Annotated in this window: 14 protein-coding genes; 10 read left to right on the top strand and 4 right to left on the bottom strand. The window is 52.7% G+C overall.

Going from position 1 to position 19,222, the window contains the following annotated elements; genetic code table 11:
- Positions 1-5 precede the first annotated feature (5 nt).
- Together IMCC3135_RS18580 and IMCC3135_RS18575 are read right to left on the bottom strand one after the other, a co-directional pair.
- Positions 6-338, bottom strand: a complete 333-nt coding sequence (locus IMCC3135_RS18580; RefSeq protein WP_088918971.1) for a hypothetical protein — start codon at positions 336-338, stop codon at positions 6-8.
- Positions 335-1,237, bottom strand: a complete 903-nt coding sequence (locus tag IMCC3135_RS18575; RefSeq protein ID WP_169727490.1) for a LysR family transcriptional regulator — start codon at positions 1,235-1,237, stop codon at positions 335-337. The genes IMCC3135_RS18580 and IMCC3135_RS18575 overlap by 4 nt, the downstream gene beginning before the upstream one ends.
- Before the next feature lie 80 nt (positions 1,238-1,317).
- On the opposite strand from IMCC3135_RS18575, the gene IMCC3135_RS18570 reads away from it, so the two are divergent.
- On the top strand, positions 1,318-2,532 hold the full coding sequence (locus IMCC3135_RS18570) for a multidrug effflux MFS transporter (protein ID WP_157736097.1): 1,215 nt from the start codon (positions 1,318-1,320) through the stop codon (positions 2,530-2,532).
- A gap of 751 nt (positions 2,533-3,283) precedes the next feature.
- Positions 3,284-4,243, top strand: a complete 960-nt coding sequence (locus IMCC3135_RS18565) for an FG-GAP repeat domain-containing protein (RefSeq protein ID WP_088918968.1) — start codon at positions 3,284-3,286, stop codon at positions 4,241-4,243.
- Positions 4,244-4,356: 113 nt separating this feature from the next.
- On the opposite strand, the gene IMCC3135_RS18560 is transcribed toward IMCC3135_RS18565, so the two are convergent.
- Both IMCC3135_RS18560 and IMCC3135_RS18555 read right to left on the bottom strand, forming a co-directional pair.
- Entirely contained in the window at positions 4,357-5,388 is a 1,032-nt protein-coding gene (locus IMCC3135_RS18560) for a LacI family DNA-binding transcriptional regulator (protein ID WP_088918967.1), read from the bottom strand.
- 5 nt (positions 5,389-5,393) lie between these two features.
- The gene (locus tag IMCC3135_RS18555; RefSeq protein WP_157736096.1) at positions 5,394-6,578 is read right to left on the bottom strand and encodes a glycoside hydrolase family 88 protein; all 1,185 of its coding nucleotides are present in this window, start codon (positions 6,576-6,578) and stop codon (positions 5,394-5,396) included.
- 239 nt (positions 6,579-6,817) lie between these two features.
- Between IMCC3135_RS18555 and dctP the strand changes: the two genes are divergently transcribed.
- The 8 genes from dctP to IMCC3135_RS18515 all read left to right on the top strand — a co-directional run bounded on the left by dctP (position 6,818) and on the right by IMCC3135_RS18515 (position 19,181).
- Positions 6,818-7,816 carry a TRAP transporter substrate-binding protein DctP gene (gene dctP, locus IMCC3135_RS18550; protein ID WP_088918965.1) on the top strand — a complete coding sequence of 333 codons (999 nt, stop codon included), beginning with the start codon at positions 6,818-6,820 and terminating at the stop codon, positions 7,814-7,816.
- A gap of 87 nt (positions 7,817-7,903) precedes the next feature.
- The gene (locus IMCC3135_RS18545) at positions 7,904-9,832 is read left to right on the top strand and encodes a TRAP transporter large permease (protein WP_205737601.1); all 1,929 of its coding nucleotides are present in this window, start codon (positions 7,904-7,906) and stop codon (positions 9,830-9,832) included.
- A complete protein-coding gene (locus tag IMCC3135_RS18540) occupies positions 9,832-11,673 on the top strand; it encodes a DUF2264 domain-containing protein (protein WP_088918964.1) in 1,842 nt (613 codons plus the stop codon). The genes IMCC3135_RS18545 and IMCC3135_RS18540 overlap by 1 nt, the downstream gene beginning before the upstream one ends.
- Before the next feature lie 67 nt (positions 11,674-11,740).
- Positions 11,741-14,440 (top strand): DEAD/DEAH box helicase, encoded by a 2,700-nt coding sequence (locus tag IMCC3135_RS18535; RefSeq protein WP_205737600.1) that lies wholly within the window; start codon positions 11,741-11,743, stop codon positions 14,438-14,440.
- 32 nt (positions 14,441-14,472) lie between these two features.
- On the top strand, positions 14,473-14,859 hold the full coding sequence (locus IMCC3135_RS18530; RefSeq protein ID WP_088918962.1) for a hypothetical protein: 387 nt from the start codon (positions 14,473-14,475) through the stop codon (positions 14,857-14,859).
- Positions 14,852-15,541, top strand: a complete 690-nt coding sequence (locus IMCC3135_RS18525) for a hypothetical protein (protein ID WP_088918961.1) — start codon at positions 14,852-14,854, stop codon at positions 15,539-15,541. Before IMCC3135_RS18530 ends, IMCC3135_RS18525 begins: the two co-directional genes overlap by 8 nt.
- 126 nt (positions 15,542-15,667) lie before the next feature.
- The gene (locus IMCC3135_RS18520; RefSeq protein ID WP_088918960.1) at positions 15,668-16,612 is read left to right on the top strand and encodes a glutathione S-transferase family protein; all 945 of its coding nucleotides are present in this window, start codon (positions 15,668-15,670) and stop codon (positions 16,610-16,612) included.
- Positions 16,613-17,084: 472 nt separating this feature from the next.
- On the top strand, positions 17,085-19,181 hold the full coding sequence (locus IMCC3135_RS18515) for a M35 family metalloendopeptidase (protein ID WP_169727489.1): 2,097 nt from the start codon (positions 17,085-17,087) through the stop codon (positions 19,179-19,181).
- Positions 19,182-19,222 lie beyond the last annotated feature (41 nt).

Below are 19,222 nucleotides of genomic sequence, written 5' to 3'. Positions count from 1 at the left end.
TCCCGCTAAGTGTGGAGTTGTTGCATTATCAACTTGCCCTTGATGTATTGATTTTGCGGCAAGCACTGGCTCTTGATGCCTATCAGCTGTTCCCCCGTCTTGTTCACGACCGTACCGTCGGGCAGAATCAGAAAAATGCCTTGTGAATAGTTTGGTTCATAGGCGTGGGCAAGCTTGTAGAGTATTAGCAGTACACGTTCATTGGGAGAGGCGCTTTTTATGGTGCCTATCAATATTTTGTCAGACCCGGTAATGATGTCGCGAATATCTACATTGACAGAGGATGCGCCCAGGTTGGCTGAAAGAAAAAAGGCACCTGCAATCAGGAGTCTAATCATAATGAGTCTGCCACCGAACGAATCAGCTGCCTTAGCCAGCGGTGCTCGGCAGACTCACGATGTCTGACGTGCCAGGTCATGAAAAAAGTCAGCGGTTCGATCGGCATCGGCAGTGGGCATGTTTGCAGCCCCTGCAAAGCACCTTGTGCCAGTCGCGACGGGCAGCTGGCGACCAGGGTGCTGCCGCGCAGCACGGCTCCCAGGGCCGCAAAGCCGGGTGCCTTGTAGGCAATCTTTCGGCTTTTGCCCATCTGGTACAGTGCTCTGTCAACGCGACCAGCCGTCGGGTTGGTATCAAATTGGGCAATGGCATGCCTTGCGTTCAGGCACTTTTCCAGCGTAGCCGGGGCCGAGCGCTGCTGGGCATCGTAGAACATGACCAGCTCATCCTGCAGTAAAGGCTGGGCTATCAGACCGCTGCCTTCGGTAGGCGCACGAGGAGTCAATTCGACATCCGCACGCGAAACCAGCAGGGGGTCGGAGTCACCCAGTGATGAGATCTGTGTACGCAAGCTGACCTGCGGTGCTTGCTGGGCCAGTAACTTGAACAAGCCGGGAATGATGATGTCATGTTCAAAATCATTGGCCATGATATTGAACTCTCTGACACAGGTCGCAGGGTCAAAGGGCAGGGGGTTGGCAATACGAGCCAGGCCTGCCATTACCTCTTCCATCGGGCTCTGCATGGCTTCCATTTTTGCGCTGGCCACCAGGCCGCGACCACTCTTGATGAACAGAGGGTCGTCCAGGATGCGTCGCAGTCGTTCCAGGTTATGGCTAACGGTAGATTGGTTGACTCCCAGCTCCAACGCCGCAGCACTGATGGAGCCTAATCGATAGATCAATTGCAGCTGAACAAGGCTTTTACCGTCAAGAGACATGTAATCGGTTTTTTTCATAGATGATATGCATAACATGTATTTGACTGCATGACTAGTAACAGGCAGTCTAGGCCTGAATCCACTGTCGGTTGACCTCGTTGCCCAAACCACTCTCAACCCCCCAGCTCAGCCTGCTGCTAGCGGCCATAATCAGTCTTACCCCGTTCTCCATTGATGCTTATCTGCCTGCTCTGTCGCAGATATCACGGGATCTGGGAACGGACCTGCACCACCTGGAATTGACAGTCAGCAGCTTTTTCATCGGCTACGCCTTTGGCAGTCTGGTCGGCGGCCCGCTCAGCGATCACAAAGGTCGCCGTCTTGTGGCCGGGATCGGGTTGTTGTGCTTTATGGTGGCAAGCCTGGCTATCACGATGTGTGAAAGTTTCGAGTCATTGCTGTTGCTGCGCTTTTTGCAGGCGGCAAGCGGGGGCGTTACCACGGTTGTTGTTCCGGCCATCGTGCGGGATCGATTCCCACGCCAGCAGGCAGCACAGGTGATGTCTACCATCGCGTTCATCATGATGGCAGCGCCGCTGGTTGCGCCGATCGTTGGTTCGGCAATTCTGGCAACCTGGGGCTGGCGTCCTATTTTCCTGTTCCTGGCAGTTTATGGCTTGGCGTTGTACCTGTTGACCAGAGCTTTCATGCCCGAGAGTCGACCGAACGGTGAGCCACCTTCCGCGTTCTCTCTGAAGAAGACGCTCAGCGTCTACCGTTTCGTTTTATCTCATCGACAAGCGCGACCGTTTCTGCTCATCATCGTCTGTAGCAACGCCATATTCTTTTCGTATCTGACTCAGGCCGCCTACTTGCTGTACGAATACATGGGGGTTACAGAATTGCAGTTTCCCATGGTGTTTTCAGGCTTCGTGGTTTGTCTGATGATTGCCAATCGCTGTAATGCCTTCTTACTGAGAACTCACGACTCTCTGCAAATTCTGCGTTGGGGGCTTATGGCGGCTTTGATCGTTGCCAGTGCGCTTTTGGTGGCGGCACTGTTCACAGGCCCGGGGTCTCTGTGGGTGATGGGGTTTGTGCTGTTACTGATCAGCTCACTGGGGTTTGTCAACAGCAACAGTCAGGTCAACTTTCTGCACTTCTTTGGTGAGAACAGCGGTACAGCCGCATCGGCAATGAGAGCCTCGCAAATGTTGGTGGGAGCCTCCGCCGGTGCCCTGGTCAGTGCTCTGTACAATGGCACACCGGTGCCTCTGGCCTGCGTCATGCTCTTCATGGCAGGCTGTGCCTTTGTGAGTATGCGAAAGGCGGGCATTGCGGTTGATTGTGAAGGGGGCGTGGTATCGCCTTAGCGAGCTGGTGTCCGTGCAGAGTACGTGTAAAAAGTTCTCACTTACTCCAGACCGATTGCCTCCGAATCCGAGGCAGAATTCATGTGGTGGCCCAATCTTGATGCCGCGAGGACCGGTCCGGTGGTTTGCGTCCCACGATGCACTTGTGCGGCAAGCGTCTACCTGATGTGGTCAAGTAAAATTGGATATTTTTCTATAGCAGGTATAACAGCTCTTCGCACACAGAACGATCATGGCCGTATCGAGTGGCAGCACTTATGAAGAGGTACGTATAGATGTTCCCGCACCAGCCGCTGGTGTGTCTATTTCATGGCAAATCCAGATGAGCCATGGAGTGGGCTGATTGAGGCTCGGCAGGCGTGCCAAACGGTGTACGGGCAAAAGCACCAGGCAAGCTGCTGTATTACTGGATTTTCGACTACTGAAATCTCTTTTCACCCAGATGGTATTTTTACCTTATTGATCATTTTGATTCGGTAAAAATTGCTCCTTTTAGTCTGCCGGTAAAGTGGTTATAACAAACAAGGTTCTTTCGGATGGCAGTATCACGGGGGTCTATCAGGGGTTTGATATTTTGTTGCTTGCAACAAGTCCCGTGAGTATTGTCAGCAAGGCCGCTATGTCAAGATCGCAAGACGGTAATAAGTGACAAATGCAAAAGACAGCGATCTGGAATGAATCCTAGCTTTCCGATTGTTCTGTTGATGTTGTGCAATAGTGTGACGCGATCTACACTTTCAGGAGGAATTTCATGCTTAAAACATTAACACTGACAACTACTGTGATCGGTGTTGTGGGTTCGCTGACTATTGCAAGTCCGGCTGCCGCATTTGATCCGAGTAATAATCCAATTGTAAAAGGCAGTGAGTATGTGCCTGTTACCGGTGATTTCGATAATGATGGACACTCGGACATTTTCTGGTACGGTCCCGGCAACGTTCTCGACAGCCTCTGGTGGGGGCGAAATGATCGTGATTTTGATCGGAGCAATAGTCCGCTTGTGATCGGAAGCGGGTATGTGCCTGTTACTGGCGACTTCGATAGTGACGGTAATTCGGATATTTTCTGGTACGGCCCTGGCGCTCTTCTTGACAGCATCTGGTGGGGTCGAGCCGATCGTGGTTTTTATAAGAGTAATGATCCGATTGTAAAAGGCAGTGAGTATGTGCCTGTTACTGGCGATTTCGACAACGATGGTTATTCGGACATTTTCTGGTATGGGCCCGGCAATGTTCTCGACAGCGTGTGGTGGGGGCGATACGATCGTAGCTTTGATAGAAGTAATGATCCGCTAGTAAATGGTAGTGAGTATGTGCCTGTTACCGGTGATTTCGATAATGATGGACACTCAGACATTTTCTGGTATGGACCCGGCTACGTTCTCGACAGCATCTGGTGGGGACGGACTGATCGTGGCTTTGATAGGAGTAATGATCCGCTAGTAAAAGGCAGTGAATATGTGCCTGTTACCGGCGATTTCGATAATGATGGACACTCCGACATTTTTTGGTACGGCCCTGGTAACGTTCTCGACAGTGTTTGGTGGGGGCGATACGATCGTAGCTTTGATAGACGTAATGATCCAATTGTAAAAGGCAGTGAGTATGTGCCTGTTACCGGTGATTTCGATGGCGACTACAATTCAGATATCTTCTGGTACGGCCCTGGCAATATTCTTGACAGCATCTGGTGGGGCACCTATCAGCGATAGATTGGATGTCAACATACCGGATTGGGTGACGCTTGCGTCTGCGATCCGGTATGGGCAGCCACACGAGCGATTGCTCCTCTATATATGTGTAGAGTGAATTGGGTCTAAGGGCTCTAGCTGGAGACCTTCCGCAAACTTGTGGATTGGCGTTCCTGAAGTGCCACACCCACGGTCACGCGTTGTACGGTCATGGCTGGGTTGGCGGCGTATTCGGTCAATAGTTGCATGGCGATACGACCCATCGCATCGCGATCAATCTGCATGGATGTCAATGAGGGGGATGCATGGGCACCAATGGAGAGTCCATCAAAGCCCATGACGGATATATCGCCTGGCACCGATAGTCCACGTGCCGTCAGCTCTTGTATCGCGCCCAGCGCAACGATATCGCTGACACAGAACAGGGCATCGGGCACGCTGCCACGTGCTTCTATGTGATCGGCAATGATGCTGCCGGCCCCGGTTGTCATTTTCTCAGGGGCTCCCAGATCCAGCATATGTCTATCAGGATCATATCTGATGCCCGCTTCGTCCAGCGCGTTGCGAAAACCATCCAGGCGGCGTTTGATGGATTCCCGATAGGGGTGGGTGACGTGCAGAATGTCGCGATGACCCAGCTCGAGAAGGTGGCGAGTTGCAGCCCAGGCACCAAAATGATAATCCGCTGACACGCTCGACAGCCGCATGGTGCGATCCATGCCATTGACGATGACGGTGGGGCAACCCAGCTTTACCGCCTCATCGATCAGCTCTGGCTGATCGATGCCCAGCAGCAGTAGCGCCTCGGTGGAATGACCTTTGAGCACTGAGCTCAAGGGCGTGCTGGCGACATCGGCGGTGACGGCAATTTTGATGTCGATGTCGGCCTCGGCGCCAGCGGCCATCAGACCATTCAGGATCGGGCCATAAAAGGCATCGTTGAGTACATACCGATCCAGCGTGACTATCGTGGCATTGCTCAGACCATGGCTGGGAGATGTGGCACGGCCTCCACGGCCGCGATACCTCATCCGTTGCGCAATCTCGGTAATGCGCTCGCGCGTATCCGCACCCACACCGATTCGATTGTTGAGTACCTTCGATACTGCCGCAACCGAGACACCGGCCTCGCGAGCGATGTCTTTCAGTGTAGGTTCATTGATCATAGTGTTTACCAGAAGAAGGCCGTATGCCCTTGCGCCCGCATTAGTGCTTCCATGAAATAGTAGTCACCGTAGGGAAGCATCGAGTCGGATTTACCTGAATTGACGAAGGCGGCACCGTGTGCCAACAAACCTTCGGCTTGAGGCTCGGTGGTCAGATCGCAGTCGCGCAACAATCCATGCAGACAGCGTCGTCCAAAGCGGTCCCAGCGTTCGGCCTCTTCGCCTTCAGTCAGCGATGCTAGCAAAAACAGACCGGCGGCGGTTACAGCACCGGCCGAGCTGTCTACCGGATGGCTGCCGTCAGCGGGTAGGGCATAGTCCCAGACAGGCACATCGGTTGTGCCCATCAGCTTCTCGGTGGTGTCGGCCACCTTGCGTGCGGTGTCCAGCCACAGTGGATTGCCAGTGGCAGCGTAGCACTGTGCAAAGCCGTGCAACAGCCAGGATTGTCCACGTGACCAGCATGAATCATGGGCATAGCCCTGATGGGTTTCACCGCGCAACGGCTCACCTGTGGCGGGATCAAAACTGAAGGTGTGAAAACTGGTTCCATCCTCACGCACCAGGTGGCGTGCCGTTGTTGCCGCATGCAGCTCTGCTACTTCCAGAAAGTCGCGGCGTCCTGTTTCTGCGTGCGCCCAGTACAGCAGTGCCAGGTTTTGCATGGTGTCGACAATCATACGGCCACTGGCAAAACGTGCCTGTTCACGATCATGCGGGCCATGCGGTAACCAGGCCTGGATATATGCACCTTCCTCACGAAAGCGCGATAACAGACAGCGTGCAGATTCGAGTGCCATTTCTCGGGCATCGTGATTGGCGTACATCTTCCAGTCGGCAACGGCGTGTAATGAGAACAGGAAGCCGATATCGTGATCCTGCCAGCGGCGGTTCTCCAGTACGGCACGAAACTGGCCACGACGTGCCCGGGCAGCTTCAGAGAATACCGGGTCGCCACTAAGCTGGCTGGAGAGCCAGAGCTGGCCGGAGAAAAAACCCATCACCCAGTCAAATCCGTGTGGGCAATATTCCCAGCTGTTGTTTGCTGTGCCAACGCGCGGGTTGCGTAATCCGGTGCGTGGCAGCACGGCACGGGTGCGCTCGACGCAGCGCTGAAGTGCCTGCGCAAAAGCGTCGTCGTTGCCCGGACCAGCTTCCGAGTCGAAATAGCTTGAGGTGCGCGTATCCATGTATTTCTCCAGTAAAACTCTTTGTCGCATAACGAAAATGTTTCGTCAATAGCGAAATTATACTTGACACGAAACTATATTTCGACCATTTTATGCACAGTTATTGTCAGCAATACAGAATGTTTACGAATTCGTTGGTTGAATTCGAGAGATGTAGCGAAATGTTTCGTTGTTGAGTTGTTGGAGAGACTTGTGAAAAAGTCATTTTTATCTGCTTGTCGTTTCTTTTGGAGGAAACCATGAAATTTCTGAAATTGATATCTACACCACTGGTGGCTGCCGGGCTGGCACTTGCCGTGACAGCATCGCCGGTCTCTGCCAAGACCTATCGCTTCGCAACCAACGTATCGGCCGACGGCAACGCCGGTCTGCAGATTCAGCAGTTTGTCGATGCGGTCAAGGACCGTACTGAAGGCCGTGTCGAGTTCGAACTGTTCATCAACGGTCAGCTGGGTGATCAGTTGCAGTACTTCCAACAGATCCAGCGCGGCGTGGTTGACGCAGGCCTGGTTAATTCGGCGGCTCTGGAGAACATCATTCCTGCGTTCGGTGTTGTTAATCTGCCTTATGTCTTTCGTACTTCTGAAGAGTACGGCAGCGTCATGACGGACGATCGAGTGCGTGAAGCGTTGTTTAATGCTGCGGAAAAGCACAAGTTCTGGCCACTGGGTTTTCTGTCTTCGGGTTTTCGCAGCATCTACACAACGATGCCACTGGAAAGCTTTGAAGATCTGAAGGGCAAGAAGCTTCGCACCATGTCCAGCCCGACTTATATTGAAATGCTGAAACTGTTCGGTGCGGTTCCAACACCACTGCCGTTTGGTGAAGTGTATTCAGGCATGCAGCAAGGCATTGTTGATGGGGCTGAAGGAGGTCTGGCCGGTTTGTATTCTGCCAAATTTGGTGAAGTTGCAAAATATGCGCTGGAAACAAACCAGACACGCCTGTCGGATTTTATCGTTACCTCTATCCGCTTCAAGGAGTCACTCTCTGAGGAAGATCATCAGGCAGTGGTCGAAGAGTTCGAGAAAATCAGTCTGGCCAGTATCGTATTTGCCGATGAAAACGAGGCGTCCGATTTGCAAAAGGCCGTTGATGAAATGGGCGTGACAGTAATCAAGATGGATACCGCACCGTTTATCGAAGCGGTCAGCCCGATGTATGAAGCTGCCTTGAATGATGCTGACAAGAAAGAGCTGATTGAAACGATCTTCGAAATCGAAAATCGCGAATTCTGATTCAGTGAATCAATCCGGGCTGCAGCGGCGGCTCGGATATGAACTACGTTGTTGTATTTAGCTGGTTGTGGATACTGGAGACAGTTAATGGAAAGCAGTGAGCTCGGAGTCAAGACGCAGAACGGTATTTTTAACCGTATCGGCGGACTCTATGGTTTTATTGGAAAGCTGCTTGCCAGCTCTGTCGCATGCCTGTTAGCCGTGATGGCAGTGGCGATCTGTTATCAGGTCTTTTCGCGTTATCTGTTCAATGCACCGAGTGTGGTCACCGAAGAGGTGCTGCGCTTTTCACTGATCTGGATGGGGTTCTTGTCGGCGGGGCTTTGTTTCATGCGTGCCCAGCACCTGAACCTGCCGCTCGTGATTGATATGTTGCCCGAGCGAAAGTCACGCTGGATGGAAGTGCTCAACGCGTTTCTGGTGTTGATCTTTGGCATCGTGATGATCTGGGGTGGTTGGCAAAGTTACACCGGCAATGCCTTCATGAAGACGCCGATTCTGCAAATCCCGATGGGCACCTTGCAGGTGGTTGTGCTGATAAGCGGTGTTCTGATTCTGTTTTCTCAGGTGGCATTGCTGAGCCGAATGCTGGCCAGCGGTAGAACCAGTGTTGCCTCGATGTTATCGGTGGTTGCAGTGATCGTGTTGATCGCGCTGGCGGCCCGAGGTTTGTTCAATACACAGTGGGTGCAGACTCTGGTGGCTGAACGCATCGATCTGATTTCGCTGATTGTGCTGTTTGTCACCTTCGCAGTGTTTCTGATCATCGGAGCGCCGATTGCCATTGGTCTTGCCTTTGCGGGTGTTTTTACACTGGCACTGCAGTTGCCACCGGATCTGGTGTTCTCCACGGTCAGCGAGACCATTTTCAACGGCATAGACAGTTTTGGTTTTCTGGCCTTGCCGTTCTTCATACTGGCCGGCAGCATCATGAATCGCACCGGGCTTGCCATGCGGTTGATCGATCTGGCCATGCTGATGGGTGGGCGTATTCCCGGCAGCCTGTGGCAGTCCAATATACTGGCCAATATGCTGTTTGGCACCTTGTCGGGTTCGGGTATCGCTGCCGCCACCGCCATCGGCGGAATCGTTAATCCGGTTGCGCGCGAGAAGGGCTACGACATGGCAGTGACAACGGCCATCAATGCCGCTTCCGCACCGACCGGCATGCTCATTCCGCCGTCGGGAGCCTTGATCGTCTACTCGCTTATCACCGGTGGTAGCGCCTCGATCATTGCTCTGTTTGTTGCAGGCTATGTGCCCGGGCTCATCATGGGCGGTTCAGTCATGATCATGGCTTATTACTACGCCAAAAAACTCGGCTATGAGAGCGATAGCACACGCCATTCCAACGCTGAGAGGCTGAAGATTTTGCTGCGGGCCATGCCCAGCCTGTTACTGGTTTTTATCGTGATTGGCGGGATTCTGGGAGGTGCCTTTACAGCTATCGAAGGCTCGGGCATAGCGGTGTTCTACAGCTTTGTGCTTGCCTTGCTCTACCGAGCTCTGTCGTTCAAGGCACTGTACGAGGTGCTGGTTGAAAGTGCGGCAGTCTCGGGTGTCATCCTGTTTCTCATTGCCTGTTCTTCCATGATGAGCTGGTCGATGACCTTTGCCTCTATACCCGCAACGGTTGGCGAATTATTGTCCACCATCAGTGATAACAAGATCGTGATTCTGTTACTGATCAACGTGGTGCTGCTGATGGTGGGTGTGTTCATGGATATGTCGCCCGCCATGCTGATCTTCACACCCATTCTGTTTCCCGTTGTGACCAGTATGGGTGTAGATCCGGTGCATTTTGGCATCATCCTCGTCTACAACCTGTGTATGGGATTGGTGACGCCGCCGGTGGGGACCATACTGTTTGTCGCCTGCTCAATCAGTGGTGAGAAGATCACCAAGGTGCTGCCGCCACTGGTTCCCATCTTCGGTTTGCAGATCGTGGGTCTGCTGTTGGTAACATTCGTGCCGGCAATATCATTAGCCTTGCCACGTCTGTTTGGATTGATCTGATGCTCGCTAATCGACAGCAGTGTGCGGCACTTGCACGCAGCTATATAAAGCCACTTGTCAATCAGCCATCGTTCAACTCAGCACGACCGGCGATAGGTGTCTGGGGCAGTGTTTACGATCAGGTTGCCGCGGATATGGAGACCTTCGTGCGCCCCTTGTGGGGGCTGGCTCCGATGCTGGCTGTTGATCCTGCTAACGTCGATGCAGCCGTATTTGTCGCGGGTATAGATCAGGGGACTAACCCTGAATCTGAGTGCTATTGGGGGGATGTCGGGCCCATCGATCAGCGTATGGTTGAAATGGCGGGCCTGGCTTATGCCTGGTTGATTGCGCCAGCCGCTTTTCGCGATCCGCTCAGTGATGAGGCAAGGGGCAGGGCCGTTCGCTGGCTGGCAACTATCAATGAGTATCCGCCTGCTGACAACAACTGGCTGTTTTTTCGTGTGCTGGTCAATCTGGCTCTGCGTAATGCTGGTGCGCCGTGGTCGAGACAAATCTGTATTGAGGATCTTGATCGACTGGATGAATTCCATATCGGTGAGGGTTACTACCGTGATGGCGAAAAACATCAGATTGATTGGTACAACCCGATGGCTTTTCATTATTACGGGCTGTTGATTGCCGCCTTGGCAGGCGATGAATTTCCTGAGCATACGGCGCGTTTCAGGGCGCGGGCGCATCAGTTTGCCCAGTCGCATCAATATTGGTTTGCCGATGACGGTTCGGCAATAGCTCACGGTCGCTCGATGACCTACCGCATGGCACAATCCGCCTTCTGGGCAGCCTGTGCCTATGCCAATGAGGAAGTGTTGCCCTGGGGACGCATCAAGCAATTGCTTCTGGCTAATCTGCGCTGGTGGGCAGAGCAACCCATACAGGATCGCGACGGCATACTGTCCATCGGTTATGCCTATCCGAATGCGTTGATGTCAGAAGGCTACAACGCGCTGGGCTCACCGTACTGGGCATTGAAACCTTTTCTGGTACTGGCATTGCCGGACGAACATCCGTTCTGGCAAGCACAGGAAACCAGGCCTGTCGAGCATGCCGGCACCGAAAGGCTGTTGGTTGAATCGGCCGGTGTTGTCTTGCAGCGATCAGTCGGGCAGGCCGTCATGCTCACCGGCGGCCAGGACGGTCAACAACATCGCGGCGCTGATGCCAAATACGGTGGGTTCGCCTACTCAACCGCGTTTGGCTTTTCAGTGCCCAGTGATGCCAGTCAGCCAGAGCGGCCAGAGATGAGTGCTGCTGATAATTCACTGAGTGTTTCGCGCGATGGGCTCTGCTGGATGCGGCGCGGGCGTATAACCGAATCCGGAATTCGTGATTCGATGGCCTGGGGGCGGTGGTCTCCCGATGATGCTCTGAGTATTGAAAGCTGGCTGGATTTCGCAGGCGATGGCTGGCACATACGGGTGCACCACATCCAATCTGCTCATCCTTTACGCCTTGCCGAATCGGGTTTCTCGGTTGAACGCAGCTTGCTGGACTCGAATCATTGGCAGCCCAGCGAAGCCGGTGGATTGATCATCACACCGACGGCAAGATCAGGGATTGTCGATCTGGGAGCTCGCCGTGCTCCAGAGCTGATTCACGCAGCGCCCAACACCAATCTGCTGCATCCCCGTAGCGTTTTCCCGCGTCTGGTTGGACACATCGGCGCTGGCGAGACGTGGATAGGCACAGCTGTTTATGGCTCGCCCGGTGCCGAGCCGGGGATAGTTCACCCCGCCATTTCTGCAACGATGGTGCGAAAACTGGACATCGCCGGTTTGGTGGACTCGGAGTCCATATTGCAGGCGTTTGTAGTAGAGGATGGGGCTGCGCTAATACGATAAAGGGCGGCCTAAGGAGCCTGCGCGGCAGGAATTCCTGTTCATATTTTGCTACCATCGACAAGATCTCTTGATCAGTTCCAGCGAGTTGAAAATGCAGGTGTCTTTGGGTCTTACACCGTCGGGAAAATTGCATGTATTTTTCGTCGACAAGCTCATAAAGGACGAATCGTCGCTGCAGAAAGTAGCCCGCTATTTCGATGGCTATAATGATGGCCGGGGCTTGTTTGAGCTGGCCTCGTCTAACACCAGAATCCCGCTTGATTCGACATTTCAATATTGGCGCGATTTTGCCGAACAATATATGAAGTCTCGCTGTCTGGAATCCGATGAGGCGACGTTACTACCCTTGGATTTGCTAGACGCGGCAAGCCTTGATAGCTGGCTGATCAATGCACCACCGATGCCTGGCGCTGAATATCTGTCGGCTACGGTATTGCAGGGCTTATGGAAGGCCCTCGACGTCTGGTTGCTGGATGAAGTTACTGAAAACCATCCTGATTTCAATGATTTTTTAGAGAAACGTGCGCCTGGCTGGCATCAGATGGGCCGTGTATGTTTCCATCTTGCCGAGAACAAGAACGATCGTGACTATCCCTTTGCCTTTATGGCGACCTATGTGCCTGAGTATGGCCGCGGTAAGGCTCGTCATCTGCCATTGGCCAAGGCGTTGGAAGATTACGCTGGCCATAAGAACCGCAAGCAACTGCTGAGTTTGCTGTCCCCCGTGGATCTGGCTGCAAAATCCAGTGAGCTGGTGAACGAGCTTGTAGTGTCCGGGGATATTTATCACCCCTTGGCCTGGAGTGCGCAGGATGCCTATCAATTTCTTCGGGCAGTGCCATTGTTGCAGGAAAGCGGTGTCATCATTCGCTTGCCGGACTGGTGGAAAAAACGTGTGCGCCCGCAAGTCCAGGTGACCCTGTCGACGAAAACGAAAAACGCTCTGAGTGCCGATCGTTTGCTTGATTTCGACGTACGTCCCGTGATTGGTGATCTTGAACTGACTGACGCCGAATGGCAGTCCCTGCTGGCATCTGCTGATGGTCTGGTTTTTATTCGTGGTCAGTGGGTTGAGGTTGATCAGGAAAAACTGGTCGAAGCGATGGGGCAGATGGAAGCACTGGAAAAACACGCTGATGTTGATGGCATCTCGTTTTTCGAAGGTATGCGTTTACTGGCCGGGGCGTCCAAAGACTTGTCGGCAGAGCGTGATGGCAGCGCGCTCACAAAAAACTGGGTGACGATTAACGCGGATGCAAAACTTGCCGAGCTCTTGCGTCAGATAAGACAACCTGAAACGTTGAAGCCGGTGCTGCCCGGACGTGCGCTAAAGGCTGAATTGCGTCATTATCAGCAGACCGGCGTGCGCTGGCTGTGGCAGTTGAACCAACTGGGTCTGGGGGCATGTCTGGCGGACGACATGGGGCTTGGTAAAACCATTCAGGTCATCTCACTGCTGTTGATTCTGAAAAAAAGAAAAGTTGCAGGACCCTCGTTGCTGGTGCTGCCGACCTCTTTACTGGGAAACTGGGAAAAAGAACTCGCAGGCTTTGCGCCTTCCTTGAAGTCTATGTTCGTGCATCCATCGATGATCGACAAGACTGACATGCAGACACTTTCGGCAGAAAAAGTAGAAGAGTCAGATCTCGTCGTCACCAGCTACGGCATGTTGCTGCGCCAGCCGTGGCTATATGATGTGAGCTGGAATACGGTAGTGCTTGATGAGGCACAGGCGATTAAAAACCCAGGATCGCAGCAAACCAAAGCGGCGAAAAAACTTCGAGCGCGCGTACGGATTGCACTGACTGGAACACCGGTGGAGAATCGTCTGTCGGACTTGTGGTCGATTTTCGACTTTATTTGTCCGGGATTGCTGGGCAGTTTTACCCAATTCAAGTCGTTTGCGAAATCGCTGGAAAGCCGCGAGTCGGAACAATTTGCACCGCTTCGAAAACTGGTGCAACCCTATATCCTCAGACGTCTCAAAACCGACAAGTCGATCATCGCAGATTTGCCGGACAAGACCGAGGTTTACGCATACTGCGGACTATCCAAAGTTCAGCTCGCGCTCTATCAACAGGCGGTCAACCAACTGAAAGTGTCCTTGCAAAATGAGGATGGCATAAAAAGACGTGGATTGATCCTGTCGTATATATTGCGGTTCAAACAAATCTGCAACCACCCCGGCCAGTACATCGGGGATGGAGATTACTCGGCGAAAAACAGTGGGAAATTTCTGAGACTGGCGGAGATTTGCGAGGAAATTGGTTCTCGGCAGGAAAAATTGCTGGTATTTACGCAATTTCGTGAGATGTGTGATCCATTGGCAGAGTTTCTGGAAAAATCATTTGGCAAGCCGGGCCTGGTTCTGCACGGGGGTGTGGCTGCAAAAAGCCGCCAGAAAATGGTGGAGTCTTTCCAGCGGGAAGCGGGTCCGCCGTTTTTTGTATTGTCAATCAAGGCAGGTGGAACCGGGCTTAATTTGACTGCCGCCTCGCACGTCATTCATTTTGATCGCTGGTGGAATCCGGCGGTGGAAAACCAGGCCACTGATCGCGCCTTTCGTATAGGACAAAAAAGCAACGTGCTGGTGCACAAATTTGTCTGCCGAGGTACGATTGAGGAAAAAATTGATGCGATAATTGCCGAGAAATCTGCGTTGGCGGATGATTTACTCGAAGGCGGTGCGAACGTGCTGCTCACGGAAATGAACGACAAGCAATTGCTTGATCTGGTTAGTCTTGATATCAATAAGCTCAGGGCTTGATACCTACATGAACTTCGGAGGGAATAAGCCGCATGTCTTATCGTAACGGTTGGGCACCTTATGTTTCGGTTGCCAAGAGACGGGCTCGGACGGAAAAAAAGCTGAAGGCTATGCAAAAAGCCGGAATGGACATTCATCCGGTCCACATTGATGGCAGAACAATCGCTCACACATTCTGGGGAAAAGCCTGGTGTGATCACCTGATAAAATTCAGCGATTATGAAAACCGTCTGCCCAGGGGCCGCACCTATGTGCGTAACGGCTCGGTCTGTCACCTGGAGATTGCACAAGGAACGGTGTCGGCGCTGGTCTCTGGTAGCAGCCTTTATCAGGTCTCTATTGATTTCAAACCACTGGCGAAAAAAACGGTGGATCGACATTCAAAAAGCCTGTTCTGGCCAGGTTGGTTCATTGCTTGAATTGTTGCAAGGCAAGTTGTCGGACAATGTCATGCAGGCCGTCACGGATCAACAGACAGGACTGTTTCCACAACCCAAAGAGATCACCATGCAGTGTGACTGTCCCGACTGGGCGCACGTATGCAAGCATATTGCTGCGGTCATGTACGGCGTTGGCGCGCGACTGGATGAGTCTCCCGAATCGCTGTTCTTGCTACGCGGTGTTGATCATCGGCAACTGGTTGCCGATAAGCTGAAAATTGCACCATCGGATCGCAACAAGCCGCAGGTGTCAGGAGATCTTGCGGATATTTTTGGTATCGAACTGGAGGCTGGTTCTGCAAAGCCTGCGCCGGGCGCGAAGCGGAAGCGAGCGGGTGTGAAAAAGACTTTGAAAACGGATCGTAACAGCAGTACCACTCGCAAAGAATCGACAGAGAACAAAAGTCATATCAATATCTCCAGAGGAATTCGTGCCTCGCATGTCAAAAAATTACGTAAGCAATTCTCCATGACCCCCGCAGAGTTTTCCAAACTGATCGGGGAATCATTTCAGAGTCTGAAAGAATGGGAGAGTAGCCAGGGAGTATTGAAGATTGAAAATACCAGTCGAGTTGCTCTCGAAAGAGCCTTTGATATGAATGAAGCACAAGCGTGGAGTGAGCTTCGATCGATTTTGACAACTCGATTACAGTTTTCTTGAGTGCGGTGCAGGTACGACTTGAAATAATAGTTATTTGTTCCATGGTCTCTTGGGTTTTTCACGACCCATTCGCTTTAGTACGATAGTCCATGATATCCACAGTTTCCCGATAACCGGCTACAGACCATGACAGGCATGAATTCACCGATCATTCTGCACAATTACCCTCAATCCCCCGTGGCCGAGAAAGTGCGCGTAGCCTTTGGCATCAAAGGACTCGCCTGGAGCAATGTCGAGATTCCGCGTTTACCGCCCAAGCCCTTGCTTACCACGCTCACTGGGGGATATAGGCGTACGCCAGTCATGCAGATCGGGGCGGATATCTTCTGCGACAGTCAGTGCATCATTCGCGAGCTGGAAAAACGTCACCCGACCCCTTCACTCATGCCAACAGCCGATGCGGGTCTCATGTGGTGCCTGAGCCGCTGGACAGATGGGGCGTTATTTGATCTGGCCGTCAAGATCGTGCTGGGTTCTGCAGGCGACAACCTGCCCGCGGATTTTGCGCAGGACCGAGGGCGTCTGTATTTTGGTGAGGACTGGGCAGAGGGCCTGAAAAAGGCAAATATTGAACTGCCGCATCTGGTGGCCCAATTCCGGGCACCTTTGTCCTGGCTTGAACAGCAATTGAGTGATGGGCGTCCGTATTTACTGGGAAATGACGCTGCTGCCATTGATGCGCAGATGTATCACGTCATCTGGTTTGTTGTTGGACGATGGGACGGCGGTCCGGTGCTGCTAGCCCAGTTTCCACAGGTGCAACGCTGGGTGGATCGCATCCTGGCGATGGGTCATGGAAGTCAGACAGAGATGAGTGCCGAGGATGCCCTGGCCCTGGCCACATCGCTGGAGCCGGTGACTGCTGCGACAGTCGGTGACAATGACCCACAAGGCCTGAAGGTGGGTCAGCTTGTGAGTATTAGCCCCGATGTCAATGGTGGTGAGCAGGCGGTCTCTGGCCGCTTGCGCATGGCAGATTCAGAGACCGTGGCCATTGACAGAGTATCGGATGTGGCCGGTAATGTTTGTGTTCATTATCCGCGCTCGGGGTATCGGATAGAGGTGGGTTGACGCTTGCTGCTTGCGGTAGCTCTGTCGTGCATTGGGCAGGTGGGGTAGAGGGCGCGCTCGTCAAGCGCATTGCAAGCACCGTTGAAAAGTTTGATTTCGACAGGCTGTATGGAAACTTCGACAATGGCATTCAGCACGATAGCCAAGGCTATTATTCGAAGCTCGGCAGAGCGTCACGACGGTTGCTTCTACAGTACCTTTTTCCATGAATTTTTCTCACAGACTCAGTTTCCTGCTCTAATTAAACATGACATAACTGCTATATAATAATACAGAGATCATCATGTTAATCAGCCTCACCCATGCTGACCATGATTTTGATGGGCGACAAGAAAGTACGCCATCAAATAGACGAAAAATCGCACAAACTCAGTCAGTTGAACACTGCAATAACTGCAAGTGTGATCGTCAGGTTCTCATTGATTCGCAACACCAAGGAATGAAGTTGAGTATGAAACAGGAAGAATCACACATGATGGACAACAGAGAAGCTGGCAGCCGTGCTGCTGGTCGAGCATCTCTTCATGCGTTGTTACTGCTAAGTGCGACTAGCTTGATTTTCGCATCAGCCCCGACAACAGCCGCACAGGACGCTATATCTGTTCTACCCAGTGGCATGACACCACCAAACAAGGGAGGCTCACAGGAACAGGGTCATGGCCTTGAACTCAGCATGGTTGCTGACTCCGATTCGAACACAATCAGTTTCGAATTGGTCAATCGCGGTGAAGAAACGGTATCCATACTACGCGATGGGACAGCCTTTGACGATGTTTCAGGCAGAGATGTATTGCGCATCGTACCGGCCGGCAAGGTTGGTATGAACCAGCAAAGGGCTCCCTACATCGGCCCGATTTATCAGCGATTGGCACCAGATACCAGCCGCTACCTGGAAGTAGCCCCCGGCAAGTCTCTGCGTGCTGTCATTGACGTCGCTGCTGATTATAAAATGGAATTGGACGGCGCTTTTCGTATCACTTATCACGGCAGTATCGAAGTCGTCAATACAATCTCATTACGCACGCGGGCAGCTATGATCGACCAGGTTGAAGCCTGGCGACCCAACGCCGCAGCTGTAGAGCTTGACTTGCCGGCAACGCCCCGGATTGTCCAGACTCGGGCACTGACACCCAACTATGATCAATGCAGTACCGCTCAACGGAGCGTGATTGAAACGGCAACACTGACGGGTGAGGCAATCACCAATGAATCATTGCAAAGTCTTGACGAGACCCCGGTGGAAAATCGCTCGACGTCACCTCGCTATACCACCTGGTTCGGATCCTATACCGCGCCAAACTACGGATTTGTGTCTGAGGTATTCGGTAGAGTTTCATCGATGCTGTCCGATGAAAGTGTCACCTATCGTTGCGCGCCGACTCTGTGCTCAAGCGAGTCGGTGGTAGCGTATGTCCAGCCTTTCCTGCGTGAAGATGTCAATTTGTGTCCATTGTTCTTTGATGATCGTCTCGATGATGCCTTCCGCTCTGGCACCGTTGTGCACGAACTCACACATTTGCTGCGTATTGGTAATACGGACGACGTGGCCTACGGCTCTGAAGCGACGGCAGTACTTGCACGGGACAACCCCATTCAGTCACTCAATAATGCTGATAGCTTTACCTTATTCGCCACCAACGACCGCCCTTTCTTGTCAATGATTGATGACGGTAATGGAGAAGCCGTTGATGATGTTCCCGTTGCACCGGCTACAGGAATTAACTTTACTTCGCTGGAAGGTGGCTCAGTAGCCCGCAGTGCGCTGTCAGTGGACACTTTCAACGCGTTTCGTGTGACACAGGCTAGGGCACTTGAATTGACTTCAGTGACTGGAGATGTGGACCTTTATGTTTATGATGATGAAAGCCTGTCCGATGCATCACTGGTCTGTTCTTCCACGGAATTCAGCGAAAACTCCACCCTGGATAGTTGCCAGCTCACCGGCCAAGGCGACCGATTTGCCATCGTCTACGGTTTCACTGATTCCAGCTATGAATTAGTTGCTGTGGCTCAATCAAGTGGAACGGGTGCCGAGATTGCAGATGGTGCCATAGAGCTTGATATCGGTGAGCTTGCCACAGGCTCACTGGAAGAAAGACAAGCCTCGCTGTTCACGGCAATCATGCCCGGGCGCATCGTACTTACGTCAGAAACCGGAGATTCCGATCTGTACGTATTCAGCTCTGCGACACTGACTGACGAAAGTCTGGTTTGCAAATCCGAACTGGTAACTGCGCAAGACTTGTGTGAGCTTTCTGGAACCGGCAGGGTACACATCGGCGTTTTGGGGTACAGCGCCACAAATCAATATGAGCTAACGATTCAGTCGCTGGATGGGACTGAAGTCCCTGAGACGCCTGACACACCTGACACACCTGACACACCTGACACACCTGACACACCTATCGTCCCTGACACACCTGCCGTTCCAGCAGACGATGAAGGCGTTATTGCAAGCAGCTCTAGTGGCGGAGGAGCATTTGGATCCGCAGGGTTTCTGTTTCTGGCAGGTTTTGTCCTTGCAGCCCGCCATCGCAGACCATCAAGTACTCGTGGGCAGATCCAGTGATGGAGTATCTAGTGAAAAAATGCAGGGCGTATTGGGTTTTC

The sequence above is a fragment of the Granulosicoccus antarcticus IMCC3135 genome, assembly GCF_002215215.1.
Classification (GTDB): Bacteria; Pseudomonadota; Gammaproteobacteria; order Granulosicoccales; family Granulosicoccaceae; genus Granulosicoccus; species Granulosicoccus antarcticus.
This window is presented reverse-complemented; position numbering and strand designations above follow the sequence as displayed.

What these genes read in the sequence shown, in the direction of transcription:
- IMCC3135_RS18580 (WP_088918971.1), bottom strand. Translation starts at nt 338, where the DNA reads ATGATTAGACTCCTGATTGCAGGTGCCTTTTTTCTTTCAGCCAACCTG.
- IMCC3135_RS18575 (WP_169727490.1), bottom strand. Translation starts at nt 1,237, where the DNA reads ATGAAAAAAACCGATTACATGTCTCTTGACGGTAAAAGCCTTGTTCAG.
- IMCC3135_RS18565 (WP_088918968.1), top strand. Translation starts at nt 3,284, where the DNA reads ATGCTTAAAACATTAACACTGACAACTACTGTGATCGGTGTTGTGGGT.
- IMCC3135_RS18560 (WP_088918967.1), bottom strand. Translation starts at nt 5,388, where the DNA reads ATGATCAATGAACCTACACTGAAAGACATCGCTCGCGAGGCCGGTGTC.
- IMCC3135_RS18555 (WP_157736096.1), bottom strand. Translation starts at nt 6,578, where the DNA reads ATGGATACGCGCACCTCAAGCTATTTCGACTCGGAAGCTGGTCCGGGC.
- dctP (WP_088918965.1), top strand. Translation starts at nt 6,818, where the DNA reads ATGAAATTTCTGAAATTGATATCTACACCACTGGTGGCTGCCGGGCTG.
- IMCC3135_RS18545 (WP_205737601.1), top strand. Translation starts at nt 7,904, where the DNA reads ATGGAAAGCAGTGAGCTCGGAGTCAAGACGCAGAACGGTATTTTTAAC.
- IMCC3135_RS18540 (WP_088918964.1), top strand. Translation starts at nt 9,832, where the DNA reads ATGCTCGCTAATCGACAGCAGTGTGCGGCACTTGCACGCAGCTATATA.
- IMCC3135_RS18530 (WP_088918962.1), top strand. Translation starts at nt 14,473, where the DNA reads ATGTCTTATCGTAACGGTTGGGCACCTTATGTTTCGGTTGCCAAGAGA.
- IMCC3135_RS18520 (WP_088918960.1), top strand. Translation starts at nt 15,668, where the DNA reads ATGACAGGCATGAATTCACCGATCATTCTGCACAATTACCCTCAATCC.
- IMCC3135_RS18515 (WP_169727489.1), top strand. Translation starts at nt 17,085, where the DNA reads ATGATGGACAACAGAGAAGCTGGCAGCCGTGCTGCTGGTCGAGCATCT.